We start from the raw sequence: 14414 nt of genomic DNA, 5'->3' as shown, positions 1-14414 counted from the left end.
CCGGGATGCTGCAGGCGCTGTTCTTCATCGCCGCGTTCCTGCTGGTGGCGTTCGGCGGCCTCATGGCCGCCGTCGATGCTGCGCTGGCCGTCCGGTCGCGCGGCGATATCGCAGACCTGGCCGCGACCTCGCGGGCGAAGAGGTCGCTCGAGGCGATCTCCGAGGACCCGGGCGCGTACCTCAACGCGATCAACTTCACGCGACTCCTGGCCGAGACGACCGCCGCCGTGCTGGTGACGCTCGCGTTCGAGCAGATCTTCGAGCAGTGGTGGGTCTCCCTGATCCTCGCCGCGATCATCATGACCGCGGTGTCGTTCGTGCTGGTGGGGGTGAGCCCGCGCAGCGTCGGTCGGGCGAACTCGACCCTGCTGCTGCGTCTGACCGCACCGCTGGTGCACTTCATCCGCATCGTCCTCGGGCCCATCCCGGGCGGCCTGGTCGCTCTCGGCAACAAGGTGACGCCGTCCCGAGCCCGGTCGGCGCCGGTCACGAGCGAGGAGCAGCTGCTCTCGATCGTCGACGAGGCGACCGAATTCGACGTGCTCGAGGAGGACGACCGGGAGCTCATCCACTCGATCTTCGAGTTCAACGAGACGGTCGTGCGCGAGGTGATGATCCCGCGCACCGACATGATAACGGTCGACTCCACCGCGACGCTCGGCACCGCGATGGGGCTGTTCTTCTCGACCGGTGTCTCGCGCATGCCGGTGATCGACGGCGGCGACCCGGACGAGGTGGTCGGCATCCTGTACCTGCGCGACGCGGCGAAGCTCAGCTTCGAGCGCCCGCTCGGCGCGGACGAGCTGACGGTGCGCGATCTCGCACGGCCGGCGCTGTTCGTGCCGGAGTCGCAGAAGGCCGACGCGCTCCTCGCGCAGATGCAGCGCGAGTCCAATCACCTGGCCATGGTGGTGGACGAGTACGGCGGCATCGCGGGCCTCGTCACGCTGGAAGACCTCATCGAGGAGCTGGTCGGCGACATCTCGGACGAGTACGACCACGAAGTCGCGCTCATCCAGCCGCTGGGCGAGGGCCGCTATCGCATCGCCACGCGCCTGCCGATCGACGACCTGGGCGAGCTGTTCGACCTCGAGATCGAGGACGAGGACGTCGACAGCGTCGGCGGGCTCGTCACGAAGGCGCTCGGCCGACTCCCCGAAGTCGGCTCGACCGTCACGGTGCACGGCCTGCGGTTCACGGTCGACCGCATCGAGGGCCGGCACAAGCACGTCGCCTCGGTGCTGGTGGAGGGGGACGTCGCCCTGCTGCCCGAGCCCCACGGCGACGACGTCCCCATGCCCGCGGACCAGGATCGCCCCGACAAGCACCGCTCCGACCGCCACACCACCCAGGAGAGCCGATCGTGACCGAGTACCACGCCGGATTCGTCTCGTTCGTCGGCCGCCCCAATGTGGGCAAGTCGACGCTGACCAACGCTCTTGTCGGCGAGAAGGTCGCCATCACGAGTTCGAAGCCGCAGACCACGCGCCGTGCGATCCGCGGCATCATGCACCGCCCGGACGGCCAGCTCATCCTGGTCGACACGCCGGGCATCCACCGCCCGCGGACCCTGTTGGGGGAGCGGCTGAACACCCTCGTGCAGTCGACGCTGGGCGACGTGGACGTGATCGGCTTCTGCGTGCCGGCCGACGAGAAGATCGGCCCCGGCGACCGGTTCATCAACGAACAGCTCGACGACTACCCGCGCGCCAAGAAGATCGCCATCGTCACCAAGGTGGACGCGGCGGGCAAGGCGCAGGTCGCCGAACAGCTGCTCGCCGTGTCGGCGCTGCGCGAGTGGGAGGCGATCGTCCCGGTGTCGGCGGCCAGCGCCATCCAGCTCGACACCCTGACGACCGAGCTCATGAAGCTGCTCCCGGTCTCGCCCGCCCCGCTGTACCCGGAGGAGGCGACGACCGACGAAGGCCTGGAGGACCGCATCGCCGAGCTCATCCGCGAGGCGGTGCTGGAGGGGGTCGAGGACGAGCTGCCGCACTCGCTCGCCGTCACCATCGACGACATGGTCGAGCGCGACGACAAGGACCTCGTCGACATCTACGCGAACCTCTTCGTCGAGCGCGACAGCCAGAAGGCGATCGTGATCGGCAGGGGCGGCAGCCGCATCCGGGAGGTCGGCGCGGCGGCGCGGAAGCCGATCGAGGAGCTGCTGGGGCGCCACGTGTTCCTGTCGATCCGGGTCAAGGTCGCGAAGGACTGGCAGCGGGATCCGAAGCAGCTGGGGCGGCTCGGGTTCTAGCACCGGAGTCGTCCACAGGCACGGCCCGGCTACATCCCGAGGATGATTCCTGTGGATAGTCGCCGCGCCCGCGGTGGCGGGACCGTACGGTAGAAGCATGTCCTCCCGCCGCCGACTCCTGAGCGCGCTCGCGCCGCACCGCTGGGTGCTCGAGCCCGCCCTGGCCGTCGTGCTGTTCGGAGCGTGGTTCGTCACGGGGCTGCCGTTCGACATCGCGGCCGCGCTGGCGCTGGTGTTCTACTGCGCCGCCGTGGCGCTGTCGCGGACGCTGCCCGGGGTCGCCCTGGGGCTGATCTGGGTGGCGGTGCTGCTGGAGCTGACGGAGCAGTCGTCACTTCGCGGGTCCTTCCGCGTCATCGCCGCCATCGCGGTGGTGGTGGCGCTGGTCGGCGTCGCCTCGCACGGCGGGCGGGTGCTGCGCTGGCTCGACCTCGCGTCGGCGATCCTGCTCGCGCCGGCGACGGCGTACTTGTTCACGGTGCGTGGAGACCTGAAGTTCCCGCAGTTCGGGCCGGTCATCGGCGGGTATTACACCAGCCAGGGCGTCGGTTTCCTGCTGATGAGCCTGCTGCTCGCGGTCATCTTCGTGGCGGCGTGGCTGCTCGGCTTCCTGGTGGCGCGGCAGCGCGCAGCGCAGGCTGGCTCGGCCGAGGGCGGGGTCGTCGGCGGCCAGGGGCCGTCGGTGCTCGTCTGGCTGGCCTCCAGCGGGGGAGCGGAGGTCGCCGAGGACGACGCCGACCGGGCACAACTGGTGCGGCGGCTGACGCGCACCCAGCTCACGGTCGACATCGTCGGAGCGGTCCTCTTCCAGGTGTTCTGCCTGCTCGTGGGGGAGCAAGACCGCGCGGCGGCGTTTCTGGTGATCACGGTGTTCGCGGTGGCGGTCGCACTGAGGCGGATGTCGCCGGCGGTCGCGCTGTCGCTGGCGTGGCTGGCCGCGGTGCTGCAGATGACCACCGGGCACAGCATCCTTGTCAGCGACCTGGGCGTGCTGATCGTGCTGTACGCGACGGCGGCCTACGGCGACCGGGTGGTGCGCGCCGCCGGACTCATCTCTGCCGGCATCGGCGCGTTCGTCGCCGCGCTGTACCTGACTGTCACCGCCGCGGTCGCGCAGGGGTACTACGACCTGCTCTCCAGCCAGATCGCCAGCGTCGCGCTGCAGTTCGCCTTCCTGTTCGTGGTGAGCGTCACCGTGCTCGGTCTGTCCTGGGTGCTCGGGCTCCTCGTGCGCACCTGGCGGAACGCCCGCGCGGCGCGGCGCGCTCGCGACGAGGCGGAGCTGGTGCGCGACCGTGCGGTCGAAGACGTGGTCGTCGAGCAGGAGCGCACGCGGATCGCGCGCGACATGCACGACGTCGTCGCGCACTCGCTGGCGGTGGTCATCGCCCAGGCGGACGGCGCACGGTACGCGCGGCAATCGGATCCGGATGCGGTGGACGAGGCGCTGGCGACCATCGCGTCCACCGCCCGCTCGGCGCTCGGTGACGTGCGCGTACTGCTCGCCGAACTGCGTGCGTCCGGTCCCACCGGCCCCGGGCTTCCCGGCGACCCGGACCGCCCCGTCGCTCACGACGGCCCGCAGCCGTCGCTCGCCGACCTCGAGCTGACCGTCGACCACATCCGCTCCGCCGGGCTCGACGTCCGCCTCGAACGCACCGGAGCGGTCGAGCGGTTGGGATCGGCCCAGCAGCTGGCCGCCTACCGCATCGTGCAGGAGGCGCTGACCAACGCGCTCCGGCACGGCGACACCAGTCGTCCGGCGAGCGTCGTGCTCGCCGAGGAGCCCGCCGACGGCGGCTCCGGCCCGGGCGCACGTCCGCCCGGCCTCGTCATCACCGTGAGGAACACCATGAGAGACAGCATCGAGTCCACGTCGACCGGGCCCGGGGGCACCGGTTCGGTGCCCCGGGTCGGCCACGGGCTGCCCGGGATGCGCGAACGCGCCTCCCTCGCTGGCGGCTCGCTGACAGCGGGACCGGTCGAGGGGGAGTTCGTCGTGTCGGCGTTCCTGCCGGGCGCTCCGGTCGGGGCGACGACGTGAGCGGGGCGGAGGCGGCGGTCGGCGCCTGCATCCGGGTGCTGCTGGTCGACGACCAGCCGCTGTTCCGCGCGGGCGTGCGGATGCTGCTGGGCTCGCAGGACGACCTGGAGTTCGCGGGGGAGGCGGGCAACGGGCAGGAGGGCGTCCGGGTCGCCGCCGAGACCCGGCCGGACGTCGTGCTGATGGACATCCGCATGCCGGTCATGGACGGCATCGCCGCGACGAGCGCGATCATCGCGGATGCCGAGCGCGCCGGGCGCACGCCGCCGCGCATCGTGGTGCTCACGACGTTCGACCTCGACGAGGCCGCCGCCCGCGCCATTCGCGGCGGGGCGAGCGGGTTCGTGCTGAAGGACGCCGAGCCCGAGTTCCTGCTCGCGGCCATCCGCACGGTCCACGCGGGCAGCGCGGTGATCGCGGCGGGCGCCACCCGCGAGCTGTTCGAGTACTTCTCGGCGGCGCAGCCGGTGCGGCAGACGCCGCCGGAGTTCGAATCGCTGACCTCCCGCGAGCGCGAGATCTTCGTGCTGGCTGCGCGCGGGTTGAGCAACGCCGAGATCGCCGGGTCCGAGTTCCTGAGCGAGGCGACGGTCAAGACGCACATCTCCCGCATCCTGGCGAAGCTCGGGCTGCGCGACCGCGTGCAGATGGTCGTCTACGCGTTCGAGCACGGTCTCACCGCGGCCGAATAGCCTGCATCCGTGGCACGGCGTGCGTAAGCGTCCCGACCGCGTCATGAACCGGCCGCGCCTCCGTCTCTATCAGTGACGGGCCACCCGGCACGTCGCCCGGCGCGGCTCGCACGCCCGCGGGCTCGCGCGGCGGACGGAGCGGCGGATGAGCGGGTCCCGGTCCGTCGGCGTCGACGCCCTCCGGGTGGTGGGCGTCACGGCCGTCGTGTACACGCACGTCTTCGGCGCCGACCCGCTGCGCGACGTGCTCTTCGCCTGGCACGTGCCGCTGTTCTTCGTCGTGACCGGGTACCTGTGGAGGCCGGGCCGCAGCATCGGCGGCGAAGTACGGCGACGCGCTGGGAGCCTGCTGGTGCCGTACGTCGCCTGGCTGGTGATCGTCATGTCCCCGCTGGTGGGCGACCTGCTCCTGCGCGGCCAGGCGTCTTTCCCGATCGAGAGCGCCCTCCGGGGCGGAACCGCGCTCGGCGGGCAGTTCGCCGCGTTCTGGTTCGTCACCGCCCTCTTCGTCGCCGCTGTCGTCGCCCGGCTGCTGGAGAACCTTCCGCCGTGGCTGCAGTGGTGCGTGCCCCTGGCCGCTCTCGTTTCGCTCTGGGTGTTCCGGCTACCGCTCCACAAGGCGCCGCTGTCCGCCGGCACCGCTCTGGCGTGCCTCGTCTTCGTGCTGGCGGGCCGTCTGCTGGTGCGCTACCGCCAACGCATCCCGTACCCGACGCTGACGGGGGCGCTCCTCGCCGCGGCCGGGCTTGCGGCGGTGGCCGCCCGGCTGGTTCCGCCGGTCGACCTCAAGAGGGCCGACACGGGGCTGCCCGCGGTGACCGTGGTCGTCTCCTTCGCGATCTGCGCGGGGCTGATCCTCGTGGCTGAACGCCTGTTCGCCGGGGTGAACGGCCGGCTCGGGCATGGCATCTCGCGCCTGGCCGTCCCGTCGCTGATGGTCGTGCTCACCCATGCGGTCGTCATCCAGGCGTGGCGGGTCGGCGGCGCCCCGCCGTCCGCGCTCGTCTTCGTGACAGCCCTGATCGTGCCCTGGATGCTCGCGCTGCTCGTGCACCTGACGCCCGCCTCCCGTCTCCTCACCGGTGCTCCACAGTGGCGGATCACACGGTCGTCGGCCGCCGCACGTCATCCTCAGGAAGGACACAGGATCGGCCCGGCGCCCGATACGGCGGCGTCGTCGCCTCCGTAGCGTCGAAGGCATGGAGCTGACTCTCACCGAAACGGTGGCGCGCGTCGAAGCGGCCACGAAGACCTACGGCACGGGCGCGGGACGCGTCAATGCGCTCGACGGCGTGACCGTCGGCATCCCCGCCGGCCGGTTCACGGCAATCATGGGGCCGAGCGGATCCGGCAAGTCGACGCTGATGCACGTCATGGCCGGGCTCGACTCGGTGACCAGCGGGCGCGTCTTCCTGGGCGACACCGAGATCACCCGCCTCGGGGATGCGGAGCTCACGCTGCTGCGCCGCCGCCGGGTCGGCTTCGTCTTCCAGTCGTTCAACCTCGTTCCGACCCTCGACGTACGCGGCAACATCCTGCTCCCGTTCGAGCTCGACGGACGCCGGCCGACCCGCGTCCAGAACGAATGGATCGACCACCTCATCGACACGCTCGGCCTCCGCGACCGGCTGACGCACCGCCCGCACGAGCTATCCGGCGGCCAGCAGCAGCGCGCCGCCATCGTCCGTGCGCTCGCCACGCGGCCCGACCTGGTCTTCGCCGACGAGCCGACCGGCAACCTCGACTCCCGGACCGGTCGCGAAGTGCTCGCCGTGCTGCAGGATGCGGCGCGCAGCTTCGGCCAGAGCATCGCGATGGTCACCCACGACCCGGTCGCCGCGAGCTACGCGGACCACATCGTCTTCCTGGCCGACGGCCGCGTGGTCGCCGAGCGCGCTCAATCGTCGGCGGAGGAGATCTCCTCCTTCATGCTCGGGATGGAGGCGCGCGCGTGAGCCGTCGCCCGTTCTCCGCCTTCCGTGCCAACGCCCGCGACCACCGGGCGGGCATCCTGGTCGCGGCCCTGAGCTCCGCGTTCGGCGTCGCGCTCGTCGGGGGCGTGAACGTGCTCGGCGCGTACATCGGCGCGTCCACGATGGGGGAGCACGGCAGCGTCCAGCTCGCCCTCGCGATCGTCGCCGGGCTCTTCTTCGTGGTCGCCGTCTACGTCGGCGCCATCGTCACCACCAACACGTTCGCCACCGTGATCGCCGGCCGGACGCGCACCATCGCGCTCCTGCGCCTCATCGGCTCCAGTGCCAGGACCCAGCGCCGCTCGGTCGCCTCCGAGGGCTTGGCGGTCGGTCTGGTCGGCGCGGTGATCGGGGGAGCGGCGGCGGCCGTCCTCTGTCTCGTCGCCGTCCGGGCGATGGTCGCCGTCGGCATCCTCCCCGACGCGCTCTATCCCGTGCTCAGCGTCACCATGGTCGGCCCGGCTGTCGTGGTCGCACTGACAACGTGGCTCGCCTCCTGGATCGGCAGCCGCCGCGTCCTCGCGGTCACGCCGGTGCAGGCGCTCGGCGCGGCCGAGGAACGACCGGCGCGCGTCGTGCGCAGCCGCGGCCGCCTGGCGGTTTCGCTCCTCCTCGTGCTCGGCGGCGCCGCGCTGCTCGCGTTCGGCCTGCTCTTGGGTCTCGGCGCGTTCGTCCGCGTTGGCGGCCCGCTCGCCGACCTCTCGTCGTACGGCGTGCTCGTCGCGTTGCCGGGCGGCATCCTGTCGTTCACCGGGATCGTGCTGGCCGCACCGTTCTTCCTGCCCGCGGTGCTGCGCGGCGTCGGGCTGCTGTTCGGGCGCGGCGCCGCCGGCCGGCTCGCGGCGGCCAACGCCGTCCGCAATCCCGAGCGCAGCTCCCGCACCGCGATCGGCTTGGTCATCGGCGTCACCCTGATCACGATGTTCGTGGTCGCCGCCTCCACCTGGCTCCAGCTCATCCGGTCGGCCGCTGCGAAGGAGCCCGGGATGTACGCGGGCGCCGAGAGCGTGATCGGCGGCACCCTCGCGGTCTTCACGGTGCTGGTCGGCTTCTCCGCGGTGATCGCGGCCTGCGGAGTCGTCAACACGCTCTCTCTGAGCGTGCTGCAGCGGGCCCGGGAGCTCGGGCTGCTGCGCGCGCTCGGCTTCAGCGCAGCGCAGGTGCGCCGGATGATCCTCGCCGAGAGCGCTCAGCTGACCGTCGCCTCCGTGCTCACCGGCCTGGTCCTCGGCACCGCATACGGCTGGATCGGCGCTCAGTCGCTGCTCGGGATGATCCCCGACGGCGGGCTGCTCGTCCCGGTGCTGCCGTGGCCGTTCCTGGGCGCCATCATCCTCGCGGCGGCCGCGCTGGCGGTCCTCGCGGCGCTCGCGCCCACGCGCCGGGCCACCCGCGTCTCGCCGGTGCAGGCGCTCGTGGTGGAGTGACGCGCCCTGAATGTTGGCTGAACTCTCACAGAGCCTCAGCTATCGATGAACTGGGCGCTGAATAATGAAGCGTCCCGACGCCGCCCGCACCGACCGTGACGACGCATCGCCCGCACAGAAGAGGAACGTCCCCTGAACTGGCTCCTGACCCTGAGGATCGACAAGCCGCCGTTCCTCATCGCGCTCGATGTCCTCGCCGCCGCGCTCGCGCTGTACCTGCTCATCCGCCCCACCTGGCAGCGCACGCTCGCCGGGCTGACCGCCGCGCTCGTGGGCGGCCTCGTCGGCTGGTTCGTGGTGTGGCTGGTCACCGATGTGATGGACGTGTTCGGGGTGGCGCTGACGCCGGTCACGACCCTGTGGACGGCGCTCGGCTTCGGCGGCGTGAGCCTCGCGGTCGCGAACCTGTTCCGCTCCCGCTGGTGGCGCAAGCTCATCGCGGTGGTCAGCATCCCCGTCTTCGTCGCTGCCGCGTTCTGCGGGATCAACGCCGACTTCGGCGCGTACCGCAACCTCAACGACACGCTCGGGGTGGTTCCGTACCGGGGTCTCCAACTGCACGCCGAGCGGGGGGAGGTCGTGACCGGGATCGATTGGAAGGCGACCGTCGCCGACCCTGCGGGCGACCCACCGGCGGTTCCCGCCAAGGGCGAGGTCGGGACCGTCCGCATCCCCGGCACGGAGTCGCGGTTCCCGGCGCGCGAGGCGGTCGTCTACCTCCCGCCGATCGCGCTCACCCCGAATCCGCCAGCGCTGCCGGTGCTGTATGCGCTCTCCGGCCAGCCGGGCGCCCCCGCGGACATGTTCACCGCCGGCGGGGTCGCGACGGCTATGGACGACTTCGCGAAGACGCACGGCGGCTACGCCCCGATCGTCGTCGCCGCCGATCAGCTCGGCGGCCCGGGACGCAACCCGATGTGCGTGGACTCCCGCGACTACGGCAACTCGGCGACGTATCTACTGGCGGATGTGCGCAACTGGGTGCGTTCGCACCTGCGGGTGAGCGGCGACCCGGCAGGATGGGGGGTGTTCGGCTACTCGCAGGGCGCCACCTGCGCGGTCCAGTTCGCGACGGAACGGCCCGACCTCTTCGGGTCCGCGCTCGCGTCGTCGAGCGAACTGGGGCCGACGCTGGGGAATGAGGAGCTCACCATCGCGACGGGATTCGGCGGGTCGAAGGCCGCGTACGAGAAGGCGCAGCCGGCGGCGCAGATGAAGGCCAATGCGCCCTACCGCGACAGCGTCATGGTGGTCGGAGCCGGGCAGAACGACGCCAAGTACTCGGCGTTCGCGCGTACGCTCTACCAGGACGCCGAGAAGGCCGGGATCCACGCGCAGCTGCTGAATTCGCCGGGCACCGCGCACGACTGGAAGACGGTGCGGTACGTGCTGGCCCACGGCTTCCCCGCCATCGCGGCGCAGATGGGCCTCGGATCGTGAGACCGAAGGCTCTCCTGGGACGCCTCGGCCGGCTGATCGCGCAGCACCCCTTCACCGCCGGGGTGACGCTGCTCATCCTCGTGCTCGCCCTCGCCACCGGCCCGCTGCGCGGACCCCACCGCCCGCTGCGCGGCTGGCTCGGTGCCGGCGCGGTCCAGCTCCTGGACGGGCACTGGTGGGCCCCGTTCACGGCGGTGCTGTTCACCGAAGACCTGCTCGAGCTGATCGTCGTGCTGGTCCTGACCGTGGTGCTGGTGGGCGCATCCGAGCGCCTGATGGGCACCTGGCGCACGGCGCTCGCGTTCTTCGGCACGGCGGTGGTCGGGATCGTCGTCGGCGTCATCCTGCAGGTGCTCGCGAACAACGTCGGCGAGCTCTGGGCACGGAACGTGCACGGCCTGCTCGTGCTCGACGCGTTCACCGCGATCGGCGGCACCATCATGGCGGCGAGCGCGTTCGCCGGGACGCTGTGGCGCCGCCGCATCCGGGTCGTCACGCTGCTCGTGGCGGTGATGTACCTGCTGTACTCGGGACTCCCGTCCGACCTGTACCGCCTCCTCGCGGTGCTCACCGGTCTCGCGCTCGGTCCGCTGCTGCGGCAGCGGAAGATCGCGGCCGGATGGCTCCGCAGCTCCCACCATGAGGTCCGGGTGCTCCTCGCCTCCGCGGTCACCATCACCGCGCTCGGGCCGGTCATCGGCCTCCTGGGGTCCACGCGCTACGGCCTGCTGTCGCCGGTCGGCCTCCTGTTCAGCAACGAGGCGCCGAGCGCGACGTCGGTGGTCGAGCGGTGCCAGGCGTTCGCGGTGACGCGTCAGTGCGTGCGCGACCTCACCCTGGAGCGGATCAACGGGCTCGGACCGGTGCTGCTGTCGGTCCTGCCCCTGCTGCTCCTGCTCGTCGCCGCCTACGGCCTTCTCCGCGGTCGCCGCTTCGCCGTGTGGCTCGCGGTCGCCGTGAACGGGCTGCTGGCCCTGCTCTCGGCGCTGTACTACGGGATCCTGCCGATCGCGTCCGCGCGCCCGTCCGTCACGCCGCGGTACTGGGAGGTCACGGCCATCCTGGCACTGTCGACTCTCGTGCCGTTGGCGATGGCGATCCTGCTGGTGGTCTTCCGGCGGCACTTCACGGTGATGCCGTCGGCGCGCGCGGTGCGGCGCTACGTCGTGCTCCTCGTCGCCACGGGACTCGGTCTGATCCTGCTCTACGTGCTGGTCGGCTGGCTGCAGAAGGACACGGGCTTCACCCGGCCGGTGGATGTGAGCGACCTCCTCGCCGACGTGCTGGAGCGGTTCGTCCCGGTCAGCTTCCTGCGGCGTGAGCCGGTGCAGTACCTGCCGACCACCCCGCTCGCGACGATCGTCTACCACAACATCGGAACGGTCTTCTGGCTGGTGGCCATCGTCGGCGCCCTCCCGCCGATGCTCGGCCGGGGTCTTCGCCGGGGCACGGACGACTCCGCGCGCGTCCGCAGACTGCTCCACCTGGGCGGCGGCGACGCCATCTCGTTCATGGCGACCTGGCCGGGCAACTCCTACTGGTTCGACCCGGACAGCGGCGCAGCGATCGCGTACCGCGTGGAGGGCCGGGTGGCGCTGACCATCGGAGGTCCGTTCGGCGGGCCGACCCCGCACGACGGCGCCATCCAGGGCTTCGCCCGCTTCTGCGACGACAACGGGTGGATCCCGGTCTTCTACAGCGTCGAATCCCGCTACCGCGGCCTGTTCGAACGGCTCGGCTGGTCGACCATGACGGTGGCGGAGGAGACGGTGATCCGGCCGCAGCTCTGGGCGACGACGGGCAAGAAGTGGCAGGACGTCCGGTCGTCCATCAACCGCGCGCAGCGGGCGGGCATCCGGGCCGAGTGGACGTCCTACAGCGCGCTCCCGCTCGCGGACGCGCTGCAGCTCTCCGACATCTCCGAGCAGTGGGTCGCCGAGAAGGACCTCCCCGAGATGGGGTTCACCCTCGGCGGGATCGACGAGCTGCGCGATCCGGAGGTGCGGCTCATGCTCGCCATCGGGGAGGGCGACGGCGAGCAGCACGGCCGCATCGAGGCGGTGACGAGCTGGCTTCCCACCTACCGCAACGGGATCGTGGTCGGATGGACGCTCGACTTCATGCGCCGCCGCCCCGACAGCATCAACGGCGTGATGGAGTTCCTGATCGCCGAGGCCGCGACGCGGATGAAGGAGGACGGTATCGAGTTCATGTCGCTCTCCGCTGCGCCGCTCGCGCATACGGCGGCGACGCCCGACGACGAGAAGGATGCCATGGACCGCGTCCTGGGCTACCTCAGCTCGTCGCTGGAGCCGGTGTACGGGTTCCGGTCGCTGCTGAAGTTCAAGCGGAAGTTCCAGCCCGAGCTGCACCCGCTGATCATGGCCTACCCGGACCCGGTGGCGCTGCCGGCGATCGGCATCGCGCTCACCCGCGCGTACCTCCCCGGCCTGTCCGTGCGGCAGACCGCGTCGTTCGTGCGGGGACGAAACTGAACGGCTCCGTCGCTCGGCGATCCGTGACCTCGGTCGCAGGCTCCCTCGGCGCTGGGGTCGCGGCATCGCTCCGCGCTGCTCCAAGCTCCACCGCGCGTGGTACTCTCGGTCCTGTGTACGGTCTGCTCCTTCTTAGCTGCCGCGACGAGTCCTAATCCCGGGCCTCACTCGTCGCGGAGTTCGTCGTCGGCTCTCCCCAGCACACGAGTGAAGGATTCGAGAAGACCATGAAGAACACGCAGGCGCCGAGCGCCATGCCGATCCACAAGTACAAGCCGTTCCACGAGCAGATCCGCGTCGACCTGCCGGACCGAACCTGGCCGTCGCAGCACATCACGCAGGCCCCCCGCTGGTGCGCCGTCGATCTGCGTGACGGCAACCAGGCCCTCATCGACCCGATGAGCCCCGAGCGCAAGCGCATCATGTTCGACCTGCTGGTCCGGATGGGCTACAAGGAGATCGAGGTCGGCTTCCCGTCCGCGAGCCAGACCGACTTCGACTTCGTCCGCAGCCTGATCGAGGAGAACGCGATCCCGGACGACGTCACCATCCAGGTCCTGACGCAGTCGCGCGAGCACCTGATCAAGCGCACCTACGAGTCGCTGGTCGGCGCCAAGCAGGCCATCGTGCACCTCTACAACTCGACGAGCATCCTGCAGCGGGACGTGGTGTTCCGCACCGACCAGCAGGGCATCGTCGACATCGCGCTGAGCGGCGCGCGGCTGTGCCGGCAGTTCGAGTCGCTGGTCCCGGGCACGACGATCTACTACGAGTACTCGCCCGAGTCGTACACCGGCACCGAGCTGGAGTTCGCCGCCGACATCTGCAACCAGGTGCTGGAGATCTTCGAGCCGACCCCGGAGCGCAAGGTCATCATCAACCTGCCCGCGACGGTCGAGATGGCGACGCCGAACGTCTACGCCGACTCGATCGAGTGGATGTCGCGCCACCTGAACCACCGCGAGAACGTCATCCTGTCGCTGCACCCGCACAACGACCGCGGTACGGCCGTCGCCGCCGCGGAGCTGGGCTACATGGCCGGCGCCGACCGCATCGAGGGCTGCCTGTTCGGCAACGGCGAGCGCACCGGGAACGTCGATCTGGTCACGCTGGGCGTCAACCTGTTCACGCAGGGCATCGACCCCCAGATCGACTTCAGCGACATCGACCAGATCAAGCGCACGGTCGAGCACTGCAACCAGCTGCCGGTCGGGGAGCGGAGCCCGTGGGGCGGCGACCTGGTCTTCACCGCGTTCAGCGGCTCGCACCAGGACGCGATCAAGAAGGGCTTCGAGGCGATGGAGGCGCGCGCCGAGCGCGAGGGCGTCTCGGTCGACGACCTGGTCTGGGCCGTGCCGTACCTGCCGGTGGACCCGAAGGACCTGGGCCGCTCGTACGAGGCGGTCATCCGCGTCAACTCGCAGTCCGGCAAGGGCGGCGTCGCGTACCTGCTGAAGACGGACCACTCGCTCGACCTGCCGCGCAAGCTGCAGATCGAGTTCTCGGGCGTCGTGCAGGCGAAGACCGACGCCGAGGGCGGCGAGGTCACCAGCGGCCAGATCTGGGACATCTTCCAGGACGAGTACCTGCCGGCTCCCGCCTCCGACCCGGACGCCAAGTGGGGACGGTTCGAGCTGGGCGCCACGACGACGTCGAACGAGACGGGCGAGCACGTCGTCCTCACCGTGACGCTGCGCGATGGTGACACCGTCTCGAAGGCCACGGGAGAGGGCAACGGCCCGATCGCGGCGTTCTTCGACATCCTGCACCAGCACGGCGTCGACGCCCACCTCTACGACTACTCGCAGCACACGCTGTCGGCCAGCGAGTCCGCGCTGGCGGCCGCGTACGTTGAGGTGGATGTGGACGGCCAGCGCCGCTGGGGCGTCGGCATCGACGCGGACACGACCACCGCGTCCTTCAAAGCGGTCGTCTCGGCGGTCAACCGCGCAGTGCGGACCTCCGCCGGACACACGGCCGACGAGCTGGTCTCGGCCTGACGATCCTCGTCACGAACGGAGGCGTTCGCTGCCCTGACGGGCGGTGATCGCCTCCGTTCGTCGCTTTCCGCGGCGTATCGGCGAGG

The 14414-nt window shown here is 70.9% G+C and carries 10 protein-coding genes; all 10 read left to right on the top strand.

Annotated features, from left to right (window positions below):
• Window positions 1-5: 5 nt before the first annotated feature.
• The 10 genes from AB0P25_RS17400 (at window position 6) to leuA (ending at window position 14328) form a co-directional block, all read left to right on the top strand.
• On the top strand, window positions 6-1367 hold the full coding sequence (locus tag AB0P25_RS17400) for a hemolysin family protein (RefSeq protein ID WP_363809029.1): 1362 nt from the start codon (window positions 6-8) through the stop codon (window positions 1365-1367).
• Window positions 1364-2257, top strand: a complete 894-nt coding sequence (era, locus tag AB0P25_RS17395) for a GTPase Era (protein ID WP_363809027.1) — start codon at window positions 1364-1366, stop codon at window positions 2255-2257. The genes AB0P25_RS17400 and era overlap by 4 nt, the downstream gene beginning before the upstream one ends.
• A 97-nt stretch (window positions 2258-2354) precedes the next feature.
• Window positions 2355-4301 (top strand): histidine kinase, encoded by a 1947-nt coding sequence (locus AB0P25_RS17390; protein ID WP_363809026.1) that lies wholly within the window; start codon window positions 2355-2357, stop codon window positions 4299-4301.
• Window positions 4298-4993 carry a response regulator transcription factor gene (locus tag AB0P25_RS17385; RefSeq protein WP_363809025.1) on the top strand — a complete coding sequence of 232 codons (696 nt, stop codon included), beginning with the start codon at window positions 4298-4300 and terminating at the stop codon, window positions 4991-4993. The genes AB0P25_RS17390 and AB0P25_RS17385 overlap by 4 nt, the downstream gene beginning before the upstream one ends.
• Before the next feature lie 145 nt (window positions 4994-5138).
• Window positions 5139-6182, top strand: a complete 1044-nt coding sequence (locus AB0P25_RS17380; protein ID WP_363809024.1) for an acyltransferase family protein — start codon at window positions 5139-5141, stop codon at window positions 6180-6182.
• 10 nt (window positions 6183-6192) lie between these two features.
• Window positions 6193-6948: an ABC transporter ATP-binding protein gene (locus tag AB0P25_RS17375; protein WP_363809023.1), complete on the top strand. Its 756-nt coding sequence runs from the start codon at window positions 6193-6195 to the stop codon at window positions 6946-6948.
• Window positions 6945-8393, top strand: a complete 1449-nt coding sequence (locus AB0P25_RS17370) for an ABC transporter permease (protein ID WP_363809022.1) — start codon at window positions 6945-6947, stop codon at window positions 8391-8393. Before AB0P25_RS17375 ends, AB0P25_RS17370 begins: the two co-directional genes overlap by 4 nt.
• Window positions 8394-8663: 270 nt before the next feature.
• Window positions 8664-9833: an alpha/beta hydrolase-fold protein gene (locus tag AB0P25_RS17365; protein WP_363809021.1), complete on the top strand. Its 1170-nt coding sequence runs from the start codon at window positions 8664-8666 to the stop codon at window positions 9831-9833.
• A complete protein-coding gene (locus tag AB0P25_RS17360) occupies window positions 9830-12328 on the top strand; it encodes a DUF2156 domain-containing protein (RefSeq protein WP_363809020.1) in 2499 nt (832 codons plus the stop codon). Before AB0P25_RS17365 ends, AB0P25_RS17360 begins: the two co-directional genes overlap by 4 nt.
• A 227-nt stretch (window positions 12329-12555) precedes the next feature.
• Window positions 12556-14328 (top strand): 2-isopropylmalate synthase, encoded by a 1773-nt coding sequence (leuA, locus tag AB0P25_RS17355; RefSeq protein ID WP_363809019.1) that lies wholly within the window; start codon window positions 12556-12558, stop codon window positions 14326-14328.
• Window positions 14329-14414: the final 86 nt, after the last annotated feature.

It is taken from the genome of Leifsonia sp. NPDC077715, assembly GCF_040686855.1.
Lineage (GTDB): Bacteria > Actinomycetota > Actinomycetes > Actinomycetales > Microbacteriaceae > Leifsonia.
The sequence above is the reverse complement of the archived record's forward strand: the minus strand, read 5'-3'. Positions and strand labels throughout refer to the sequence as shown.